The sequence below is a fragment of the Roseovarius sp. A-2 genome (assembly GCF_002072155.1).
Lineage (GTDB): Bacteria > Pseudomonadota > Alphaproteobacteria > Rhodobacterales > Rhodobacteraceae > Roseovarius.
In genome coordinates this window covers 167,886-187,281 of the sequence record NZ_BDIY01000004.1, presented here as the reverse complement: position 1 = coordinate 187,281, position 19,396 = coordinate 167,886, and the positions used below count along the sequence as shown (strand labels likewise).

The following is a 19,396-nucleotide window of genomic DNA, read 5'->3' as shown; positions in this document are numbered from 1 at the left end:
CGAGTAAAGGTAGGAAAGATAGTTGAGCAATCACTCAAGAATTCACGCCACCATTCACAAGGAGAACCGCATGTCCGGCTTTGACCTGCACACGATCGAAACCGCCCCCGAAGAGAGCCGCACGCTGCTCGAAAACTCGCAGAAATCCTTTGGCCGCATTCCCGGCCTGCATGCCGTGATGGCCGAGGCCCCGGCGCTTCTGGATGCCTATCAGAAGCTGCACCAGATGTTCGCCGAGCAGACCAGCTTTGACAAGGACGAGCTGACCGTGGTCTGGCAGACCATCAATGTCGAGCATAACTGCACCTATTGCGTGCCCGCACATACCGGCATCGCCAAACGGATGAAGGTCGACGACGCGATCAACGACGCGCTGCGCGACGAGGCCCCGCTGCCCAATGCCCGGCTTGAGGCGCTGCGCAGCTTCACGCTTGCCGTCACGCGTGGTCGCGGCCATGTTGACGAGGCCGAGTTGCAGGCGTTTCTCGATGCAGGCTTCACCAAGCGTCAGGTGCTCGAAGTGATCCTCGGCCTATCGCAGAAGGTCATGTCGAATTATACCAACCACCTGGCCGAGACGCCGGTGGACGAGGCATTCAAGGGCTTTGCCTGGGAAAAGGCGCGCAAGGACGCCGCCTGACCGCCTGTCTGACAGGCCGTCGCCTGTCGCCATGTCCGACAAACCCGGCCCGGTGTCTTGTGACGCCGGGCCGTCATTTGCTAGGCTTGCACGGCTGCACGCATCCCCCGTACCGGAGACCCCCCACATGCCAGGACCCTTGCACGGATTTCGGGTCATCGACCTGACCACGATGATCTCGGGTCCGCTGGCCACCATGACGCTGGCCGATCAGGGGGCCGAGGTGATCAAGATCGAGCATCCCGACGGCGGTGATCACAGTCGGCAGGTCACCGGGCGGCGGGGCGGGTTCTCGGCCTCGTATCTCAACAACAACCGGGGCAAGAAAACGGTCACGCTCAACCTCAAGCATCCTCGGGGGCTCGAAGCGGCGTTGCGGCTGTGCGAGGGGGCAGATGTCTTCGTGCAGAATTTCCGCCCTGGGGTGGCCGAGAGGATCGGGCTGGGCGAGGCGGCGGTGCGCGCGGTCCGTCCTGATATCATATATACCTCGATCGCGGGTTTCGGGTTTGAGGGGGATTGGGCGCGCAAGCCTGTCTATGACCCGCTGATCCAGGCGCTGTCAGGTCTGGCCAGTGTGCAGGGCGGCGCAGATGTGGCGCGGCCCCGGTTGGTGCGCACCATCCTGCCCGACAAGCTGACCGCAATTCAGACCGCGCAGGCGATCACCGCCGCGCTACTGGCGCGCGCCCGCACAGGCGAGGGCAGTCATGTGCGCGTTTCGATGCTCGACACCGTGCTGGCCTTCCTGTGGAGTTCGGACATGGCGGGCCATACCTTTGTCGGCGCGGAGGCACCGCCCGACACGGGTGCCGAGGCGCAGAGCTTTGTCGAGTTGATCTATCAGACCGCCGACGGCTGGATGGCGGTCTCGGCCCATACCGACAGCACCTGGAAGGGCCTCGCGGCGGCGGTCGGCCGGCCCGACTGGCTCGATGACCCGCGCTTCGCCACCGTGGCCGCGCGGGAGGAAAACAAACCCGCCCGGCTGGAACTGACGCAGGCGGCGCTGCGCACCGACTCCACCGACAACTGGATGCAGCGATTAAGTGCCCATGACGTGCCCTGCGCGCCGGTGCTGACGCGCGATCAGGTTTACCGCCACCCGCAGGTGCAGGCCAATGGCATCGTGATCGAGCAGGACCACCCGCAGGCCGGCCCGATCCGCCAGACCCGTACACCGGCGCGGTTCTCATCCACCCCGCCCGAGGCTCCGCAACCCGCCCGCCGTCTGGGAGAGGATACCCGCGCAGTGCTCGCGCAGGCGGGCTATGACGACGCGGCAATCGACGAGATGATCGCCGAGGGCATCGCCACCGACACGCAGGAAAGCCCGGCATGATCGACCTCTATTTCGCGCCCACGCCCAATGGCTGGAAGGCCGCCATTATGCTTGAGGAGGTTGGCCTTGCCTATCGCCCGATCCTGATGCGGCTGGGTGAGGGTGACCAGTTCACGCCCGAGTTTCTGGCGATCAGCCCCAATGCCAAGATGCCCGCCATCGTCGATCACGCGCCGGGGGCGGGCTGGGGCGACGACCCGGTGACGGTGTTCGAATCCGGGGCGGTGCTGCTCTATCTCGCCGACAAGACCGGGCAATTCGCCCCCGACCCGACCGATCTGCGCGCCCGCAAGGACCTAATGGAGTGGCTTTTCTGGCAGGTCGGAAATCAGGGGCCGATGGCGGGTCAGCTCAGCCATTTCCGCAACTATGCGCCCGAGGGCGAGCGCGCCTACGGCTTCAAGCGCTACCTTGGCGAATACGACCGCAATATTGCCGTGCTGGAGAACCGCCTTGAAGGGCGCGACTGGCTGCTGGGCGACTATTCCATTGCCGACATGCTGGCATTTCCCTGGGCCTTCATCGCCAAGCCGCTTGGGGCCTCGCTCGACGCCTTCCCGCGCGTCGCGGACTGGCGCGCACGGATCAAAGCGCGCCCGGCGGTGCAGCGCGCCATCGACCTGCACAAATCCGAACAGAATGGCGGGCGGCACCGGGTCGACAACAACACCGTGCTGTTCAGCCAATCCGCCGCGTCGCTGCGGCCCAAGGCGGGCAGGTCTTTCGACTGACGCCGGTCAGTCGATGTCGAGCAGCACCGCACCTGCGCGCCCCGGCTGCATCACCGTGTCATGGGCCGTCGCACAGTCCTCAAGGGCAAACCGCGCGTGAATGGCGGGGCGCAGCGTGCCGGCCTCGATGGCCTTGGTGAGTTGCGCGATGGCGGCCTGCCGCTCGGCCTCGGGCAGGATGTAGATCAGCGCGATGTCGATCTTGAGCGCCTTGAAGAGATAGGGCCCGAACGGGATCTGCGGGGTCATGTCCTTGAAGGAGCCATAGGTGGCGATGGTGCCATTCGGGGCCATCACCTCGGGCAGCAGCGCGACATTGGCCCCGAATTCCACCTCGACGGCACGGTCGATGCCTTGCCCGCCGGTCGCATCGAGGATCTTTTCGGCCAGTTCCGGATCGGAATAGTCAAAGACCTGTGCCGCCCCCGCCGCGCGGACCCGCTCCATCGCCGGGGCCGAACAGGTGGCGATGACCTCGGCCCCCGCCGCGCTGGCAAGCTGCACGGCATTATGGCCGACAGCCCCCGCGCCGCCCGACACCAGCAGCCTTTGCCCGGCCACGTCACCACCGCCAAAGACGGTATGCGCCGCGGTCAGGCCCGGGATGCCGAGGCAGGCCCCGATGTCGAAATCCACCCCCTCGGGCAGCGCAACGGCCTGCGCGGAGGGCAGCGCGATATACTGCGCCGCCGTGCCGAGGGCTCTCTGCCACTGGCCGTTCCAGATCCAGACGCGCGTGCCGATGCGCGCGGCGGGCACGCCGTCGCCAACCGCCTCGATCACCCCGGCCCCATCGGAATGTGGAACGATGCGAGCATAGGCGGGTTTGGTGACACCGGGGCGCGCCCCGGCGCGGGCCTTGGCATCCGACGGGTTCACCCCCGAGACATGCAACCGCACCAGAACCTCGCCCGGGCCCGGGTTGGGCGTCGGTATCTCGCAGGGGGCGAGAACCTCGTGGGGCGGGCCGAAACGGCTGTAACTTATGGCGTGCATGGGTGTGTATCCGATCAGGTGGCAAAATTTCATGCGCCCTCCCGGCACCGGCTGGCCGGTGCCGGGAGGGGACAGGGCGCGCGGACGGTGCCCCGATGCGCTCTGCTCGGTAATGTTGCAGCGGCCCCCGGAATTGTCCACCGGCAAGTCAACGCGCCGCCCGCGTCGTGCCGCGCAGGATGCGTTCGAGCGGCACCTAATCCGGAACGCTCCTCGGTGGCTCCGGTGATCAGCGCGGGATGATTGAAGCTGCGCGATACGGTGGAGGGCGACATGCCTGCGGTCTTCGCAACCGCGACGATCTCGACTTTTGCGGGGTTTGTATCAGACACCTGAGCTGTGTTCCTGCCCCGATCATGAAAACATTTGCACCCCATCTTCACAACGCGGCGCAGATCGTCAACCGAGCCGTGCCCTACCTGCGCGCCTTCGAGATCGGGGTACAGGCCCGGGAAGGTATCGGGAAACGGCTGGCCTATTACAATGCCGAGCGGCCCCACTCGACCCACGGCACCGTGACCCCTGACGAAGTCCATGCCGCCACCTCGACGCTCGCCAACTGTGTCAGCCACAGCCCCACCGAACGGGTCGCGCAGAACCTGCGGCGGCACGAGTAGCGCGGCCCGGTCCAGAGAGATGACGACTTGCTGCCCGCCGCGTTCTATGACGACGCGAACTTTTCGGCGCTCACCGCCGCCGGGCCGATCCGCACCGATTATCCTCTGGGCGGGACATTGTTGCTGACGGTGATCAAGGGTATCGCGGCGCGCCCAGACATCACCGGCTTTCACTATTTCGAGGAAACGCGGCGGGGCCGACCGTTATGGCAGCAGGCCGTGCGCTCAGGGGGCGATCACGGTGCGCCCGGTCCCAAACGTCTTGCGCATCACGATGGCATCCACCGCAGTGATTCCTGCGCGCGCGTAATAGCCCGCGCGCCGGGTGATCTCGGCATAACCTGCGGTGTCATAGAGCCCCCGGGCCATCATATTGTCCGCCGCAACCTCCAGAAACGCCGTCACCGCGCCACGCGCCCGTGCCCCGGCCTCGAAACTGGCGAGGCAGGCCCGCCCCAACCCCTTGCGCCGCTGCGCCGGATCGCAGGCCAGCGTCAGGAGTTCCGCCTCATCCGCAATCACCCGGCCAAGCGCGAAGGCGCGAGCGTTTCCCACGGCAAAGATCAGCGGGCTTTCCAGCAGACTGGCGAATTCCACGACCGTCCAGGCCCGCCCCTGACCGGCAAAGGCCCGCGCGTGGCAGGCCGCCATCTCTTCAGGCGTCATCCAGAATCTCCGGCGGCGCATCCCTTGCGGGGGCCGCGTCGGCAGGTCGCACGTAAAGCGGTGCCGGGGGGGGGCCTTCGCCGGGTGCAAGGGTGGCCAGCCGCGCGATCCGCTCGGCCAGCCGTGCGGGGGCCGGGGGCAACACGGCATCGGCGATATCTGCCATCGCCACCAAGTCTGGCATGTGGCCCGCGCGCTGCACATAGCCCTGATCGCGCGGCGCGGGCACGCAGGGCGTTCCGCGCTCATGGCCTGCGCGGATCGCCTCCAGCGTGCTGATCCCGATTGCGGGAATGCCAAGGCTCAGCGCCAGCCCCCGCGCGGCGGCCACCGATATGCGGATGCCGGTGAAATTGCCGGGTCCGATGCCGACGCCGATCCGGGCCAGATCGCGCCAGCGTACACCGCCCTCGGCCAGCACCTCTTCCAGCAGCGGCATCAGGCGTTCCGCCTGCCCGCGCCCCATGTCCTCGGCGCGCACCACCAGAACCCGGTCACCGCACAGCAAAGCGGCCGCGCAATGCGCGGCCGATGTGTCGAACCCCAGGATAAGCGGCTCAGACACCGACAGGGCGCACCTCGGTCACTTCGGGGATATAGTGGCGCAGAAGGTTCTCGATCCCCATCTTCAGCGTAATGGTAGAGGACGGACAGCCTGCGCAGGCTCCCTGCATATGCAGATAGACCACCCCGCGCTCGAACCCGTGAAAGGTAATGTCGCCGCCATCCTGTGCCACGGCTGGGCGCACGCGGGTGTCGAGCAGTTCCTTGATCTGACCGACGATCTCGGCATCCTCGCCGCTATGATCGGCATGGCCCGACGCGCCGCCGCCCTCGCCGATCATCACCGGCTGACCGGATTGGTAGTGCTCCATGATGGCCCCGAGAATCGCGGGCTTGATATGGTCCCACTCGGTGCTGTCGCCTTTGGTCACGGTCACGAAGTCATTGCCGAGAAAGACCCCGGAGACACCCGGCACCTTGAAGATGTGCTCGACCAGCGGCGACACTTCCGCGCCTTCGGCGGTCGGGAAGTCGGCGGTTCCGGTATCGAGCACGGTCTGCCCGGGTAGGAATTTCAGCGTGGCGGGATTGGGAGTGGATTCGGTCTGGATGAACATGGCGCGTCCCTTTCGTGCTTGTTCCCAGATATGCGCCCCACGTCGGCGCAAGTCAAGGATTGGAACGATTCTAAACTGCGCAGCGCTCTGGTTGGGGCAGAGGGGTGCAGGCCTGGGTCAGCGCCACACGCCTTGATTGGCCTGAAGCTGTCGTTGCCGCATCCCGCGCGAAATGCACCGAAGGTGCCGCGCGATCGCCGGGCCGTCCCGCGGCCTGGCGATTTGAGGGTGAGCGCAATGTGTCGAGGCTACAATGACTTGGCTGGCATAAAGTACCAGCAACACACGCTGCATCGCCAGTCCCCGGCCCTGCGATCACGCGGCACCTCCTGACGGGGCACTATGTCCGCTAACGGCCAACATGGCACATGCCTTACCATCGCGTTGTCCTGATTCTCAGGGTCCGCCTATCCAGCCTTTGCGCGCCTTACAGTTGACGCCGAAATCACTCATCCGCGCCCGTCAGGTGATCGATTCCAGCCGTTCCTTGCTCAGGTCGCCGGGCACGATGGTGATCGGAATGGGCAGGCTGCCCGAATTCTTGGTCAATTGCGTCACCAGTGGCCCGGGTCCCTTCTTGCCGGTTCCCGCGCCCAGAACCAGCACGCCGATATCGGGGTCGTCATGGACCTGTGAAATGATCTCCGACACCGGTTCGCCCTCGCGAATGACCAGTTCGGGATCGACCCCCTGCTTGTCGCGCATCCATTTCGCGAAAACCTCGAAATGCGCCTCGATGCGCTCACGGCTCTCTTCGCGCATGATGTCACCGACGCCGATCCAGTGGTTGAATTCCTCTGGCGGGATCACCGCAAGGATCTCGACCCCGCCCCGCGTATGCGCTGCCCGCATCGCCGCAAAGCGCATCGCATTCAGGCATTCGCGGCTGTCATCCAAGACAACAAGAAACTTGCGCATCGCTCATATCTCCTTCAGGCGCGCATCATGACGTGGAAATCCGGATGGGGCAATAGAGCCCGTGCATGCGCACGGGTTTGAGTATTTTTGCCAAAAAGAAGCAGGGGCTTGTCGCCTTCTCGCGCAGTCAGTCAAAGGTGCCCGCGACCCGGCCGAGCAGCATGAAGGCGCGCGCCGTGCGGGTCTCGGAAAGCGCCGAAATCTCGGCATCGCTCGCGGTTTCGGCGAATTGCGAGACCATTCGGTCGAAGAGCCGTAGGAAGTGATGCGCCGCGTCGCGAAAGATCGTGTCCTGCTTCATGCGCGCCGCCGTCAGCGCCAGCGACGAGCGGTCCCGCACCCCGCCAAGCGCGGCCACCGTGCGCCCGCGCTCGCCGCCCGCGAAACGGCGCCAGATCTCGGGGCGGGCCATGTCGGGGCGCAAGTCGTCCATGTAGATGCCATCCTGCGACATCAGCGTGAGAATGTCCTGCGCGGCCCGGACAAGCTGCGCGGTGGGCCGGTCCTTGAGCGCCCGGCGCAGTGCCGCGAACCCGGCCTTATCATCGGGATTGTCGGGGAAATTCAACGCGCTGATGAAATCCGACCGCTCCAGCGGCGGCTGGATCTCCTCGGCGGAAGTGCCAAGGGGCAGCGCAACCTGATCTTCGGTCGGAGAGGGGGCCGGGGCAAGCACCGGGCGCGGCTCGCTTTCGTGATTGCGCACCGAGGAGAATGTCGCCAGCGTGCTCTCGGTCTTGCGCTGCGCCGCCACGATCTCGTCGAGCTTCTGGCTCACCGTCTTGTCCACGGTTTGGCCAAGCGACTGGTTCTGCTTGAGATAGGCCTCGCGGATCGCGTCGATCGCGGCATGGAGCCGGGCGCTTTCCTCGCGCATCACCCGGCTTGCCCGGGCCGTCATGGCCCCGACCCAGAGAATCGCCACGGGAAGGAACACGGCCACCAGCACGATCACGAATTGCAATGCGCTGCCGGTCGGGTCCTGCGGTGCCAGGACGAGGAAAAACAGACCCGCGCCGACCAGCCACGCTACAGACACCGCCAGCGCGATCACCTCGATAGCACTGAGACGGTCCTGTGTCGGCCTGTCGGGACGCCCCGACAAGGGGGCGTTTCGCGTGTTCTTGGGCATGATATGCGGCCTGTCAGATATAGGCCACCTTTATCACCTCGTAGGCGCGATCACCACCGGGAGTGCGCACTTCGACGCTATCGCCCTCTTCCTTGCCGATCAGCGCCCGTGCAATCGGCGATTTTATGTTCAACAGGCCCTTTTCGATACTGGCCTCATGCTCGCCCACGATCTGATAGGTCTTTTCCTCGTCGGTATCCTCGTCAACCAGCGTGACCGTGGCGCCGAATTTGATGGAACCCGAGAGTTTCGCGGGGTCGATCACTTCGGCAAGGCTCAGCACGCCTTCAATCTCCCTGATCCGGCCCTCGATGAAGGACTGCTTTTCCTTGGCCGAATGATATTCGGCATTCTCGCTCAGGTCGCCATGCTCGCGCGCCTCGGCGATGGCGCGGATGATGGCGGGGCGTTCGACCGACTTGAGCTGCTTGAGCTCTTTCTCCAGCGCGGCATGGCCGCCTGCCGTCATCGGGATCTTTTCCATATCTCGCGTCCATTGTCAGAAGCGGGGCCGCGCATCTGCTGGCCCCGTCGGTCTCGTTTCAGGATTTCGATCAGATTGCACGAAGCCGGGCTTCGATTGCAATAGGGGATCGCGCGGACAGGCGAATTCGGGCGCAGGCCCGTGAAAAATTGCCGGTTTCATGCGGTTTTAACGTCGTGTTTTAATTGACGCTTGCCGCGCGGGCGGGCTAGTCACTCATCGCAAGATTGTTGCGTGGCGGCACTGGCCCGTGGCGCGCCCCGGAAAAAGGATGATGTCGATGACGGATGTGACGCGCGAAGCGATGGAATACGATGTCGTGATCGTGGGGGCCGGACCCGCCGGGCTCTCCGCTGCGATCCGGCTGAAGCAGCTCGATGCCGACTGTCAGGTCGTGGTGCTGGAAAAGGGCTCCGAGGTGGGCGCGCATATCCTGTCGGGCGCGGTACTCGATCCTTGCGGCCTCGACGCGCTGATCCCCGACTGGAAAGACAAGGGCGCGCCGATCAACACGCCTGTGCGTGAGGATAATTTCTACATGCTGGGGGAAGGCGGCAAGGTCCGCATCCCCAACTGGCCGATGCCGCCGCTGATGAACAACCACGGCAATTACATCGTCTCGATGGGCAATGTCTGCCGTTGGATGGCCGAACAGGCCGAGGCCCTGGGCGTCGAGATATTCCCCGGCATGGCCTGTTCGGAAATGGTCTATGGCGACAACGGCGAGGTGAAAGGCGTGGTTGCCGGTGAATTCGGCCGCAACGAGGACGGCACGCCCGGCCCGAGCTATGAGCCGGGGATGGAGTTGCACGGCAAATACGTGTTCCTGTCAGAGGGTGTGCGCGGCAGCCTTGCGAAGGAGGTGATCGGCAAATACGACCTCTCCAATGGCCACGAGCCGCAGAAATTCGGCCTCGGCATGAAAGAGATCTGGGAGGTCGACCCCGCCAAGCATCGCGAGGGTAGCGTCACCCATACGATGGGCTGGCCTCTGGGCAGCAACGCAGGCGGCGGCTCGTTCATCTATCATCTTGAGAACAATCAGGTCTATGTCGGCTTCGTGGTGCATCTGAACTACCAGAACCCGCATCTTTACCCCTACATGGAATTCCAGCGGTTCAAGCATCACCCGATGGTCGCGGAGCTGCTGAAAGGCGGCAAGCGCGTGGCCTACGGCGCGCGCGCCATCACCGAGGGTGGATATCAGTCGATGCCCAAGATGGTAGCCCCGGGCGTGGCGCTTCTGGGTTGTTCGGTCGGCATGGTCAACGTGCCGCGCATCAAGGGCAACCATAACGCCATGCTTTCGGGTAAGGCGGCGGCGGAGGCAGCGCATGCGGCGATCACGGCGGGTCGCACCAGCGACGAACTCAACGACTACGAGACCGAGGTGCGCACCGGCGCAATCGGCAAGGACCTCAAAAAGGTCCGCAACGTCAAGCCGCTCTGGTCGAAATACGGCCTGCTGGCTTCGCTCACCGTGGGCGGGCTCGACATGTGGACCAATACCGCAGGCTTCAGCCTGCTGGGCACGCTCAAGCATGGCAAGACCGACGCCGAGGCGACCGGGCTGGCCGAGACCCACAAGAAGATCGACTACCCCAAGCCGGACGGCAAGTTGAGCTTTGACCGGCTGACCAATGTCAGCTTCTCGATGACCAATCACGAGGAAAGCCAGCCCGCACATCTGACGCTCAAGGACCCGAATGTGCCGATCAGCGTCAATCTGCCGAAATACGCAGAGCCCGCGCAGCGCTATTGCCCGGCGGGTGTCTACGAGGTGGTGCACGAAGAGGGCAAGGAGCCGCGCTTTGTGATCAACTTCCAGAATTGCGTGCATTGCAAGACCTGCGATATCAAAGATCCCAGCCAAAATATCAACTGGGTGACACCGCAGGGGGGCGACGGTCCGAACTATCCGAACATGTAACCATCCCGTGAGATCGGCGGTGGGGCGCGGCAAGATGGGCCACGCCGCATTGCCTTGGCAGGTCAGCCATATTACCTTTACCGGATATTTCCGCGATAAAAGGCAGGTCAGCGTGAGCATCAGAACCCTTTCGGCCCTCGCATTCGGCGTTTTCTTGCAGGTCGCCCCTCTGCCGGTCACGGCGCAGGAGCCGTCCGGCGCCTATCTTGCGGCGCGGCAGGCGCAGGCTGCGGGCGATTTCGCGGCGGCGGCGCAGTACTACGCGCAGGCGCTCGCGCAGGACAGCTCGAACCCCGCGATGCTGGAGAACGCGACAATTGCCTATCTGGCGCTCGGCCAGCTTGACCGCGCCGACGCCGTCGCCGGCAAGATCGAGGCGGACGGGCTGCGCAGCCAGGTGGCGCAGATCGCGCTGTTGGCCAATGAGACGCGCAACGCGGAGTGGGACGCGCTGCTTGCCCGGCTTCAGGATGGGCGCGGCGCGGGCGATCTGGCGGATGGGCTGATCACCGCCTGGGCCTATCTTGGCAAGGGCGACATGACCGAGGCGCTCGCGCGGTTCGACACGGTCGCCGAGGAACGCGGGCTGCGCAGCTTCGCGCTATATCAAAAGGCCCTGGCGCTCGCCTCTGTCGGCGATTTCGAAGGCGCCGACGAGGTGTTTTCGGGCGATGAGGACGGCCCGCTCCAACCCACCCGGCGTGGTGTCATCGCCTGGGCGCAGGTGCTCAGCCAGCTGGGCGAACAGGAGCGCGCACTTGCCATCATTGACGACACGTTCGGCACCGATCCCGACCCCGGAATCGCGGCGCTGCGGGGCCCGCTGGCGGATGGCGAAACCGTGCCCTTCGATCTGATTTCCGGTCCGCAGGACGGGGTGGCGGAGGTGTTCTTTTCGCTCGCCCGTGCCCTGATGCAAGAGGCCAATGACGAGTTCGTGCTGATCTACGCACGCACCGCCGAGCTGATCAAGCCCGACCATATCGACGCTGTCATCACCGTGGCGGAACTGCTTGAGGATATGGGGCAATTCGATCTCGCTATTGCCGCCTACAAGCAGGTGCCGCGCGATGATCCGTCCTATCACCTGGCCGAGCTTGGCCGCGCCGAGGCGCTGCGCCGGTCCGAGAAACCCGATGCCGCGGCAGAGGTGCTCGACCAGTTGGCGCAATCCTATCCGGATCTCGCGAATGTGCATGTCGCCGCCGGGGATCTGCATCGCGCGCAGGAGGATTACGCGGCGGCGGTCGACGCCTATGACCGTGCCATCACCCTGCTGGAGGCGCGCGACAATCCGCAATGGTTCGTGCATTACGCCCGCGCGATCAGCCATGAACGGCTGGATCACTGGCCCGAGGCCGAGGCCGATTTCCGCAGCGCGCTGGAGCTGAACCCGGATCACCCGCAGGTGCTCAACTATCTCGGTTATTCGATGGTGGAAAAGCGCATCAATCTCGACGAGGCGCTGGGCATGATCGAGCGCGCCGTCGCGACGCAGCCCAACAGCGGCTACATCGTCGACAGCCTCGGCTGGGTCTATTACCGTCTGGGTCGCTATGACGAGGCCATCGTCCAGATGGAACGCGCCGCCGAACTGATGCCGACTGACCCGGTGGTCAACGACCATCTGGGCGATGTGTTCTGGGCGGTGGATCGCAAGGCCGAGGCGCGGTTTCAATGGCGGCGCGCGCTATCATTGCATGAAAGCGAGCCCTCACCCGATCTCGACGCCGATCGCGTGCGCCGCAAGCTGAAGGTCGGGCTCGATCAGGTGCTGGAGGACGAAGGGGCCGAGCCGCTGAGGGCCGTGAATGCCGTCCCGGCCAATAACTGAACCTGCCCCGGCCAAGGTCAATCTGACGCTGCATGTCACGGGCCGCCGGGCGGATGGCTATCACCTGCTCGACTCGCTCGTCGTCTTTGCGGATATCGGCGACCGCGTGACCGTGCGACCCGGTGCATCATGTCTGCGGGTGCTTGGGCCGATGGCGGCGGCTGTGCCGGTGGGACCGGAAAACCTCGTGCTGCGCGCCGCCGCGCTGATGAACGCAGAGGCTGAAATCACCTTGGACAAACACCTGCCCGCGTCCGCCGGGATCGGTGGCGGATCAAGCGATGCGGCGGCCTGCCTGCGCGCGCTTGCGCGTCTCACCGGCGCGCGCCTGCCCGATGACGTGGCACGCCTCGGGGCCGATGTGCCGGTCTGCCTGTTGGCCCGCGCCGCGCGGATGCGCGGCATCGGTGAAGAGGTCACGCCGCTGGCGCGTGTGCCGCTCCTGCACGCGGTGCTGGTCAATTCGCGTGTCGCCGTCTCGACGCCCGCGATCTTCAAGCGGCTGGCGCGGCGTGACAATCCCCCCATGCCCGAACGGCTGCCGGGCTGGCACACGGCCGAGAACTTGATTCGTTGGTTGACCACGCAGCGCAACGATCTGGAGGAATCTGCCATCGCAGAGGCCCCGGTAATTGCCGAAGTCCTGCCAAAGATTGCCGCGACAGAGGGCTGTGCCTTGGCCCGCATGTCAGGATCGGGGGCCACCTGTTTCGGGCTCTACCCCGATCCACACTCCGCACAACAGGCCGCCGACGTGCTGCGCCGCGACCACCCCGATTGGTGGGTCATGCCGGCCCGGCTCAGTTGATCCGCGCCACCACGTAATCCGCCAGCCCGTCCAGCATGTCGCGCACCGGATGGGCGGGTAGCGTCTCCAAAGACATGCGCGCCTTGGCGACCCAGGCCCTTGCATCCGCGCGCGTCTGATCGAGCGCGCCATGCGCGTGCAACAGATCGAGCGCATGCTCCAGATCACCCTCGCGCTGATCGCCCTTCTCGATGCACCGCTTCCAGAACGCGCGTTCCTCGTCCGAGGCCGCCGCCACCGCCTTGATCACCGGCAGGGTCAGCTTGCGCTCGCGGAAATCGTCGCCGACATTCTTGCCGGTGGCCTTGGCGTCGCCCTCGTAATCGAGCAGGTCATCGACGATCTGGAACGCGACGCCAAGCGCGTCGCCGTAATTGAAAAGCGCCTGCACCTGATCCTCGGGCGCGCCCGCGATGACGCCACCCACCTCGGTCGCCGCCGAGAAGAGCGCCGCCGTCTTGCCGCGCACCACCTGAAGATAGATGCTCTCACCGGTGCGCAGGTCGCGCGCCGCACTTAGTTGCAGCACCTCGCCCTCGGCAATCGTGGCCGAGGCATTGGCAAGGATATCAAGCACCCGGAGTGAGCCGGTCTCGACCATCAACTGAAAGGCGCGCGCAAATAGGTAATCGCCCACCAGAACGCTGGATTTATTGTCGTAAAGCAGGTTCGCCGTCGGCCGCCCCCGGCGCTGCGCGCTCTCGTCCACCACGTCGTCATGCAACAGGGTCGCGGTGTGGATGAACTCCACCGTCGCCGCCAGATGCACGTCATATCCGCCCGCATAGCCGCACAGATCCGCGCTTGCCAGCGTCAAGAGCGGGCGCAGCCGCTTGCCGCCCGCCTCGACCAGATGCGCCGTGACCTCGGGAATGCGCGGCGCGTGGCGCGAGGCCATGCGCGCGCGGATCAGCATATTGACCGCGTCCATCTTGTCCGCCAGATGCGCGGCAAGGGCTTCATGCGGTTTGGTGGCGACTTCGTCCAATCCCATAACACTCCCGTCAACACTGCTCGACAAATAGCCCGCGGTGCCCTTATGTCAGCCTTATGAAACAGCTACTTCGCACCAATGATCCTGCATCCATGGCCTTCGCTCACGCGCTGCTTCAGGGCGAGGGTATAGACTGCTTTGAAATGGACGTAAATATGAGCATCCTCGAAGGCTCCATCGGGATCTTCCCGCGCCGCCTGATGGTCGCCGATGACGATTACGAGGACGCTCGCGTGGCGCTCATCGACAACGGGTTCTCGCTTGAGGACTGAGCGATTTGCCGAAGAAGAGCTGAGCCATGATGCCTTTCTCGGCGGGCGGCTGCGGATCGCGCAGCCCCGCGCGGGCTATCGTGCGGGCATCGACCCGGTGCTTCTGGCCGCGAGCATCCCGGCGCGGGCCGGGCAGAATGTGCTCGACCTTGGCTGCGGCTCGGGCATCGCGGCGCTCTGCCTGGGCGCGCGGGTGCCGGGCCTCATCCTCGCAGGGCTGGAAATACAGCCCGCTTATGCCGATCTGGCGCAGCGTAATGCCACAGAGAATGATCAGGCCCTCGAGGTCGTCACCGGCAATCTGACCGACATGCCGCCCCCCCTGCGGCAGCGCCAATTCGACCACGTTCTCGCCAACCCGCCCTATTTCGACCGGGCGGCCAGCACCCCGGCCCGTGATCCGGGGCGCGAGCACGGCATGGGCGAAACCTGCGCCCTTGCCGAATGGGTCGCCGCCGCCGCGCGCCGCGCCGCCCCCAAGGGGCAGGTGACCTTCGTGCAACGCGCCGACCGCCTGCCCGACCTGATCGCCGCCATGGCCGCGCATCTGGGATCGCTTGAGGTTTTGCCGCTCATCCCCCGGCAGGGGCGGTCCGCTCGCCTAGTCCTGATGCGCGGGCGCAAGGGCGGGCGCGCGGAATTTCGACTGCATGACGGGCCATGTCTGCACGCCGGGGCCAGGCACGGGCGCGACGGCGAGGATTACACACCTGCGATCTCCGCCGTGCTCAGGGGTGCGGCAGATTTGCCGTTTCCTGACTGAGTCGTGTCAAATGCAATCGGAAAACTCCCGCCCATCTCGCAGGCGCGGCGTGACAGTATTGTAAAAGTATGCTGCACTTCCCATGTCGGATGGAGACGCATCCATATCAGAGGAGACTGCCCATGAGCTTGAGTTCGCATATTGAAGAACTGAAGAAGAAACATAACGCGCTCTCGGAAAAGGTGGAAGAGGCGCAGCGCGCGCCGGGCAGCAGTACGCTGGAAATCGCGGACCTCAAGAAACAGAAATTGAAGATCAAGGAAGAGATCGAGCGCCTGTCGGAAAATGCCTGACAGTGCAGCCAGATAGACGTGGATAACAAAGGGCCGGTCACCATGGACCGGCCCTTTTTCGTGGTCTGTCGCGGGTCGGATCAGACGAAGAACTGACCGCCATTGGCCGAGATCGTCGAGCCGTTGATGAAGCTTGCGTCGTCCGAGACGAGAAAGCTCACGCAGCGGGCGATTTCCTCGGGCTCGCCCAGACGACCGGTGGGGATCATGCCGATGATCGATTCGCGCACTTTTTCCGGCACCGCCATCACCATTTCCGTGGCGATGTAGCCGGGGCAGATCGCGTTGGCGGTGATGCCCTTGGCGGCGCCTTCCTGCGCCAGGCTCTTGATGATGCCCAGATCGCCCGCCTTGGTGGCGGCATAGTTGACCTGCGCAAACTGTCCTTTCTGACCGTTGATCGAGGAAATCACCACGACTCGGCCAAAGCCGCGCTCGCGCATGCCAGGCCAGACCGGGTGCACGGTGTTGAACACGCCGGTGAGGTTGGTGTCGATCACGGCATTCCACTGGTCCGGCGTCATCTTGTGAAAGGGCGCGTCGCGGGTTATGCCGGCATTGGCGACGACGATCTCGATTGGGCCCAGATCGGCCTCGACCTGTTCGATCCCGGCCTTGGAGCTATCATAGTCGGCGACGTTCCACTTGTAGGTCTTGATGCCGGTCTCCTCGGTGAACTTGGCGGCGGCCTCATCGTTGCCGGCATAGGTCGCGGCGACGGTATAGCCGTCGGCCTTGAGCGCCTTTGAAATGGCGGCGCCGATTCCGCGCGATCCTCCGGTGACGAGTGCAGTTCTTGCCATGGTATCCTCCAATCTGGCTAATGCTTTGGTAACTTGGTTATCCTCTTGATGCAGCAAGCGCAACATTGTTGCGCGATAGAATCTCGACGATGCGGGGTGCGGCATGAAAAAGGGCGCCCGGAGCGCCCCTTTTTGTCATCCGCCATGCCCCGGGTCAGGGACGCTCGATGCACATGGCGACGCCCATGCCGCCGCCGATGCAGAGCGTGGCAAGGCCCTTCTTGGCCCCGCGGCGCTGCATCTCGAATAAGAGCGTGTTCAGAACCCGGCAGCCCGAGGCCCCGATCGGGTGGCCGATCGCGATGGCACCGCCGTTGACGTTCACGATAGACGGGTCCCAGCCCATTTCCTTGTTCACCGCACAGGCCTGCGCGGCAAAGGCCTCGTTCGCCTCCACGAGGTCGAGGTCACCGACGCTCCACCCGGCTTTTTCCAGCGCCTTGCGGCTGGCATGGATGGGGCCCACGCCCATAATCGAGGGGTCGAGCCCGGCGGTGGCATAGGAGGCGATGCGCGCCAGCGGCTCGATGCCGCGGCGCTCGGCCTCGTCGGCGCTCATCAGCAGGGTGGCGGCGGCCCCGTCATTGAGGCCGCTGGCATTGGCGGCGGTGACGGAACCGTCCTTGGTAAAGGCCGGGCGCATCTTGGACATCGCGTCGATATTCGCGCCAAAGCGGATGTATTCATCCTTGTCTACGACGATATCGCCCTTGCGGGTCTTGACGGTGAAGGCGATCACCTCATCGTCGAACTTGCCCGCCTTCTGCGCGGCTTCGGCCTTGTTCTGGCTGGCGACGGCGAATTCGTCCTGCTGATCGCGGCTGATCTGCCATTTCTCTGCGACGTTCTCGGCGGTCTGGCCCATGTGGTAGCCGTTGAACGCATCCCACAGCCCGTCGCGGATCATGGTGTCGATATATTTCATGTCGCCCATCTTGTGGCCGGCCCGCAAATGCGCGGCATGGGGAGAGAGCGTCATGTTTTCCTGCCCGCCGGCGCAGATGATGCTGGCGTCGCCCAGTTGGATATGTTGCGCGCCTAGGGCCACGGCCCGCAGGCCCGACCCGCAGACCTGGTTGATCCCCCAGGCCGCCGATTCAATCGGCAACCCGGCATTGATATGCGCCTGACGTGCCGGGTTTTGACCCTGTGCAGCAGTCAGGACCTGACCGAGGATCGTTTCGCTGACTTCGGATTTGTCCACGCCTGCGCGCGCGACGACAGCCTCCAGAACGGCCGCGCCCATATCATGCGCGGGGGTGTTGGCGAACGCGCCGCCAAAAGACCCGACAGCGGTGCGTGCTGCGGATGCGATTACTACATTGGTCATTAGTGTCCTCCACCAGGATTTGCCCGGGCCGAGGATGTAAGCGGGGTCGCCGCATGGGAATGCGCGCCCCGCCGTTTCCTCTGCCGTTACGTGGCGTAATATCGTAGAAGCCGCGCTCCGGCAACGGACGGAGTGTCACATTCACGCGCTTGCGCGGTCAAGGGTCTCGTCAAGCCAGGGCGGGCGGATCGTGGGTGCCCCGTAGTAATAGCCCTGCAGGCAGTCGATCCCGAGCGCGGTGAGATAGGCCGCATCCTCTGGTTTTTCGACCCTTTCAGCGACGGTCACCATGTCGAATTGCTGCCCGATGCTCAGCAGCGCGGCGGTCAGTACCTGGTTGTCGGCATCCCGTGCAATGCCGCGGATGAATTGCCCGTCGATCTTGAGGATGTCGAAATAGAACTCCTTGAGAAAGCGAAAGGATGTATAGCCCGCGCCGAAATCGTCGAGCGCAAAGCCGATGCCCTTGCGTTGCAACTCGGTCATGAATCCGGTGACCAGTTCCGGCACCAGCATGGCAGAGCTTTCGGTGACTTCGAGGATCAGCCGTTCCGCAATTGTAGGGTCGCCCGACAGCCCCTTTTTCAGGATACGCATCCAGCGCGCATAGCCGATGGAGCGCGCTGACATGTTGATCGACAGGCGAAGGTCGGGATAGTCATGCAGCGTGCGAAGCCCCTTTTCCAGTGCAAGGCAGTCGATCACCCGGCCGGTTTCCGTCACCTCGATCTGGTTGATGAAGTCGCGCGCGGGGATCACCCGCCCGGTCGCGTCCATGACGCGAATCAGCCCCTCGTAAAAGGCGGGTTTATCCGGTTGTCCGGCGGTGACGACGGCCTGATAGGCCAGCATCACCTGTTTGTGCCGCACCGCCTGATCGACCATCTCGATCACCGAGCGATCCCGTGCCGAGACCGCATAGGATATCGGGTTGTCATGTCCAGCCGGAACATCGGCCCATTTGCGTGTCTTGCCCATCTTGCCCTCCGAGACTGACGTGTTCCCAAACTGGGGCAGATCCCTTAAGGACAGTTTAAAGGGCAAATTTGAACGAAATCGCGGGGACAGGCCATGGAACGATGCGGTTGGGTCGGGGCGGATGCGCTCTACGAATCCTATCACGACCACGAATGGGGCGTGCCCGAATTTGACAGCCGTGCGCTGTGGGAGAAGCTCATCCTCGACGGCTTTCAGGCGGGTCTGAGCTGGATCACCATCCTGCGCAAGCGCGAGAGTTTTCGTGATGCATTTCAGGGGTTTGACCCGCATGCCATCGCCGGATGGGGTGAGGCGGAGGTCGTCCGCCTGCTGGCTGATCCCGGCATCATCCGGCACCGGGGCAAGATCGAGGCGACCATCGGAAATGCCCGCGCGTGGCAATTGATCGAGGCCGAACACGGCTTTGACCGCTACCTCTGGGAGCATGTCGGCGGGCGGCCCCTCCAGAACCGTTGGCAGACCCTTTCGGAGGTGCCCGCGCAAACCGATCTTTCCATAAAAATTTCGAAAGATTTGAAGAAACGCGGCTTCAAGTTCTGCGGCCCGACCATCGTCTACGCCTTCATGCAGGCGGTGGGGATGGTCAATGACCACCTCGTCACCTGCCCCTGTCACGAGCGCGTGGCGCGCTTGGGCTGAGAGGCCGCGTGATGTGGTGCCGACGGCGGCTTCGGATTGGCCGCCCCGTCAACTCATTCACGCAGCAAGCCGATGTCCGGGCCG

Annotated in this window: 22 protein-coding genes; 11 read left to right on the top strand and 11 right to left on the bottom strand. The window is 64.4% G+C overall.

Going from position 1 to position 19,396, the window contains the following annotated elements; translation table 11 throughout:
- The first annotated feature begins 70 nt into the window (after nucleotides 1–70).
- The 3 genes from BHD06_RS08160 (at nucleotide 71) to BHD06_RS08150 (ending at nucleotide 2,713) form a co-directional block, all read left to right on the top strand.
- Entirely contained in the window at nucleotides 71–640 is a 570-nt protein-coding gene (locus BHD06_RS08160; RefSeq protein WP_080456492.1) for a carboxymuconolactone decarboxylase family protein, read from the top strand.
- Nucleotides 641–767: 127 nt separating this feature from the next.
- Entirely contained in the window at nucleotides 768–1,982 is a 1,215-nt protein-coding gene (locus BHD06_RS08155) for a CaiB/BaiF CoA-transferase family protein (protein WP_080456491.1), read from the top strand.
- Nucleotides 1,979–2,713: a glutathione binding-like protein gene (locus BHD06_RS08150; RefSeq protein ID WP_080456490.1), complete on the top strand. Its 735-nt coding sequence runs from the start codon at nucleotides 1,979–1,981 to the stop codon at nucleotides 2,711–2,713. The genes BHD06_RS08155 and BHD06_RS08150 overlap by 4 nt, the downstream gene beginning before the upstream one ends.
- Nucleotides 2,714–2,719: 6 nt before the next feature.
- Here the strand turns inward: BHD06_RS08150 and BHD06_RS08145 are convergent, their stop codons facing one another.
- Complete coding sequence (locus BHD06_RS08145) at nucleotides 2,720–3,709, bottom strand: NADPH:quinone reductase (RefSeq protein ID WP_080456489.1); 990 nt, start codon at nucleotides 3,707–3,709, stop codon at nucleotides 2,720–2,722.
- A 356-nt stretch (nucleotides 3,710–4,065) separates the two neighbouring features.
- Between BHD06_RS08145 and BHD06_RS08140 the strand changes: the two genes are divergently transcribed.
- The gene (locus BHD06_RS08140) at nucleotides 4,066–4,326 is read left to right on the top strand and encodes an integrase core domain-containing protein (RefSeq protein ID WP_080456488.1); all 261 of its coding nucleotides are present in this window, start codon (nucleotides 4,066–4,068) and stop codon (nucleotides 4,324–4,326) included.
- Between the two features lie 225 nt (nucleotides 4,327–4,551).
- Here the strand turns inward: BHD06_RS08140 and BHD06_RS08135 are convergent, their stop codons facing one another.
- From BHD06_RS08135 to greA, 6 genes are all read right to left on the bottom strand, one after another.
- A complete protein-coding gene (locus BHD06_RS08135) occupies nucleotides 4,552–4,992 on the bottom strand; it encodes a GNAT family N-acetyltransferase (protein ID WP_080456487.1) in 441 nt (146 codons plus the stop codon).
- Complete coding sequence (gene tsaB / locus BHD06_RS08130) at nucleotides 4,982–5,557, bottom strand: tRNA (adenosine(37)-N6)-threonylcarbamoyltransferase complex dimerization subunit type 1 TsaB (protein WP_080456486.1); 576 nt, start codon at nucleotides 5,555–5,557, stop codon at nucleotides 4,982–4,984. The genes BHD06_RS08135 and tsaB overlap by 11 nt, the downstream gene beginning before the upstream one ends.
- Complete coding sequence (locus tag BHD06_RS08125; protein WP_080456485.1) at nucleotides 5,550–6,113, bottom strand: NifU family protein; 564 nt, start codon at nucleotides 6,111–6,113, stop codon at nucleotides 5,550–5,552. The genes tsaB and BHD06_RS08125 overlap by 8 nt, the downstream gene beginning before the upstream one ends.
- A 462-nt stretch (nucleotides 6,114–6,575) precedes the next feature.
- Complete coding sequence (locus tag BHD06_RS08120; protein WP_080456484.1) at nucleotides 6,576–7,031, bottom strand: universal stress protein; 456 nt, start codon at nucleotides 7,029–7,031, stop codon at nucleotides 6,576–6,578.
- A 127-nt stretch (nucleotides 7,032–7,158) separates the two neighbouring features.
- A complete protein-coding gene (locus BHD06_RS08115) occupies nucleotides 7,159–8,163 on the bottom strand; it encodes a hypothetical protein (RefSeq protein ID WP_080456483.1) in 1,005 nt (334 codons plus the stop codon).
- A gap of 13 nt (nucleotides 8,164–8,176) precedes the next feature.
- Nucleotides 8,177–8,647, bottom strand: coding sequence for a transcription elongation factor GreA (greA, locus tag BHD06_RS08110; protein WP_080456482.1), 471 nt, complete (start codon nucleotides 8,645–8,647; stop codon nucleotides 8,177–8,179).
- Nucleotides 8,648–8,927: 280 nt separating this feature from the next.
- On the opposite strand from greA, the gene BHD06_RS08105 reads away from it, so the two are divergent.
- From BHD06_RS08105 to BHD06_RS08095, 3 genes are all read left to right on the top strand, one after another.
- A complete protein-coding gene (locus tag BHD06_RS08105; protein ID WP_080456543.1) occupies nucleotides 8,928–10,577 on the top strand; it encodes an electron transfer flavoprotein-ubiquinone oxidoreductase in 1,650 nt (549 codons plus the stop codon).
- 112 nt (nucleotides 10,578–10,689) lie between these two features.
- Entirely contained in the window at nucleotides 10,690–12,411 is a 1,722-nt protein-coding gene (locus tag BHD06_RS08100; protein WP_254892346.1) for a tetratricopeptide repeat protein, read from the top strand.
- Nucleotides 12,404–13,219 (top strand): 4-(cytidine 5'-diphospho)-2-C-methyl-D-erythritol kinase, encoded by an 816-nt coding sequence (locus BHD06_RS08095; RefSeq protein ID WP_080456541.1) that lies wholly within the window; start codon nucleotides 12,404–12,406, stop codon nucleotides 13,217–13,219. The genes BHD06_RS08100 and BHD06_RS08095 overlap by 8 nt, the downstream gene beginning before the upstream one ends.
- On the opposite strand, the gene BHD06_RS08090 is transcribed toward BHD06_RS08095, so the two are convergent.
- On the bottom strand, nucleotides 13,212–14,213 hold the full coding sequence (locus tag BHD06_RS08090) for a polyprenyl synthetase family protein (protein WP_080456481.1): 1,002 nt from the start codon (nucleotides 14,211–14,213) through the stop codon (nucleotides 13,212–13,214). The genes BHD06_RS08095 and BHD06_RS08090 overlap by 8 nt on opposite strands.
- Nucleotides 14,214–14,269: 56 nt before the next feature.
- On the opposite strand from BHD06_RS08090, the gene BHD06_RS08085 reads away from it, so the two are divergent.
- The 3 genes from BHD06_RS08085 (at nucleotide 14,270) to BHD06_RS08075 (ending at nucleotide 15,541) form a co-directional block, all read left to right on the top strand.
- Entirely contained in the window at nucleotides 14,270–14,485 is a 216-nt protein-coding gene (locus BHD06_RS08085; protein WP_080456480.1) for a DUF2007 domain-containing protein, read from the top strand.
- A complete protein-coding gene (locus BHD06_RS08080) occupies nucleotides 14,475–15,248 on the top strand; it encodes a tRNA1(Val) (adenine(37)-N6)-methyltransferase (protein WP_254892345.1) in 774 nt (257 codons plus the stop codon). The genes BHD06_RS08085 and BHD06_RS08080 overlap by 11 nt, the downstream gene beginning before the upstream one ends.
- A 122-nt stretch (nucleotides 15,249–15,370) precedes the next feature.
- A complete protein-coding gene (locus BHD06_RS08075) occupies nucleotides 15,371–15,541 on the top strand; it encodes a YdcH family protein (protein ID WP_080456478.1) in 171 nt (56 codons plus the stop codon).
- A gap of 80 nt (nucleotides 15,542–15,621) precedes the next feature.
- Here BHD06_RS08075 and phbB read toward each other — a convergent pair whose 3' ends face one another.
- The 3 genes from phbB to BHD06_RS08060 all read right to left on the bottom strand — a co-directional run bounded on the left by phbB (nucleotide 15,622) and on the right by BHD06_RS08060 (nucleotide 18,652).
- Nucleotides 15,622–16,344 (bottom strand): acetoacetyl-CoA reductase, encoded by a 723-nt coding sequence (gene phbB, locus BHD06_RS08070; RefSeq protein ID WP_080456477.1) that lies wholly within the window; start codon nucleotides 16,342–16,344, stop codon nucleotides 15,622–15,624.
- Nucleotides 16,345–16,498: 154 nt separating this feature from the next.
- Complete coding sequence (locus BHD06_RS08065; RefSeq protein ID WP_080456476.1) at nucleotides 16,499–17,674, bottom strand: acetyl-CoA C-acetyltransferase; 1,176 nt, start codon at nucleotides 17,672–17,674, stop codon at nucleotides 16,499–16,501.
- A gap of 141 nt (nucleotides 17,675–17,815) precedes the next feature.
- The gene (locus BHD06_RS08060; protein ID WP_080456475.1) at nucleotides 17,816–18,652 is read right to left on the bottom strand and encodes an EAL domain-containing protein; all 837 of its coding nucleotides are present in this window, start codon (nucleotides 18,650–18,652) and stop codon (nucleotides 17,816–17,818) included.
- A gap of 93 nt (nucleotides 18,653–18,745) precedes the next feature.
- Between BHD06_RS08060 and BHD06_RS08055 the strand changes: the two genes are divergently transcribed.
- Entirely contained in the window at nucleotides 18,746–19,312 is a 567-nt protein-coding gene (locus BHD06_RS08055; RefSeq protein WP_080456474.1) for a DNA-3-methyladenine glycosylase I, read from the top strand.
- Nucleotides 19,313–19,396: the final 84 nt, after the last annotated feature.

Excerpts from the sequence above, each read along its gene's own strand:
- BHD06_RS08125 (WP_080456485.1), bottom strand. The coding sequence starts at position 6,113 with ATGTTCATCCAGACCGAATCCACTCCCAATCCCGCCACGCTGAAATTC.
- BHD06_RS08065 (WP_080456476.1), bottom strand. The coding sequence starts at position 17,674 with ATGACCAATGTAGTAATCGCATCCGCAGCACGCACCGCTGTCGGGTCT.
- BHD06_RS08060 (WP_080456475.1), bottom strand. The coding sequence starts at position 18,652 with ATGGGCAAGACACGCAAATGGGCCGATGTTCCGGCTGGACATGACAAC.
- BHD06_RS08090 (WP_080456481.1), bottom strand. The coding sequence starts at position 14,213 with ATGGGATTGGACGAAGTCGCCACCAAACCGCATGAAGCCCTTGCCGCG.
- BHD06_RS08145 (WP_080456489.1), bottom strand. The coding sequence starts at position 3,709 with ATGCACGCCATAAGTTACAGCCGTTTCGGCCCGCCCCACGAGGTTCTC.
- BHD06_RS08085 (WP_080456480.1), top strand. The coding sequence starts at position 14,270 with ATGAAACAGCTACTTCGCACCAATGATCCTGCATCCATGGCCTTCGCT.
- BHD06_RS08150 (WP_080456490.1), top strand. The coding sequence starts at position 1,979 with ATGATCGACCTCTATTTCGCGCCCACGCCCAATGGCTGGAAGGCCGCC.
- BHD06_RS08135 (WP_080456487.1), bottom strand. The coding sequence starts at position 4,992 with ATGACGCCTGAAGAGATGGCGGCCTGCCACGCGCGGGCCTTTGCCGGT.
- BHD06_RS08160 (WP_080456492.1), top strand. The coding sequence starts at position 71 with ATGTCCGGCTTTGACCTGCACACGATCGAAACCGCCCCCGAAGAGAGC.
- phbB (WP_080456477.1), bottom strand. The coding sequence starts at position 16,344 with ATGGCAAGAACTGCACTCGTCACCGGAGGATCGCGCGGAATCGGCGCC.
- BHD06_RS08105 (WP_080456543.1), top strand. The coding sequence starts at position 8,928 with ATGACGGATGTGACGCGCGAAGCGATGGAATACGATGTCGTGATCGTG.
- greA (WP_080456482.1), bottom strand. The coding sequence starts at position 8,647 with ATGGAAAAGATCCCGATGACGGCAGGCGGCCATGCCGCGCTGGAGAAA.
- BHD06_RS08115 (WP_080456483.1), bottom strand. The coding sequence starts at position 8,163 with ATGCCCAAGAACACGCGAAACGCCCCCTTGTCGGGGCGTCCCGACAGG.
- BHD06_RS08140 (WP_080456488.1), top strand. The coding sequence starts at position 4,066 with ATGAAAACATTTGCACCCCATCTTCACAACGCGGCGCAGATCGTCAAC.
- BHD06_RS08155 (WP_080456491.1), top strand. The coding sequence starts at position 768 with ATGCCAGGACCCTTGCACGGATTTCGGGTCATCGACCTGACCACGATG.
- BHD06_RS08055 (WP_080456474.1), top strand. The coding sequence starts at position 18,746 with ATGGAACGATGCGGTTGGGTCGGGGCGGATGCGCTCTACGAATCCTAT.
- BHD06_RS08075 (WP_080456478.1), top strand. The coding sequence starts at position 15,371 with ATGAGCTTGAGTTCGCATATTGAAGAACTGAAGAAGAAACATAACGCG.
- BHD06_RS08120 (WP_080456484.1), bottom strand. The coding sequence starts at position 7,031 with ATGCGCAAGTTTCTTGTTGTCTTGGATGACAGCCGCGAATGCCTGAAT.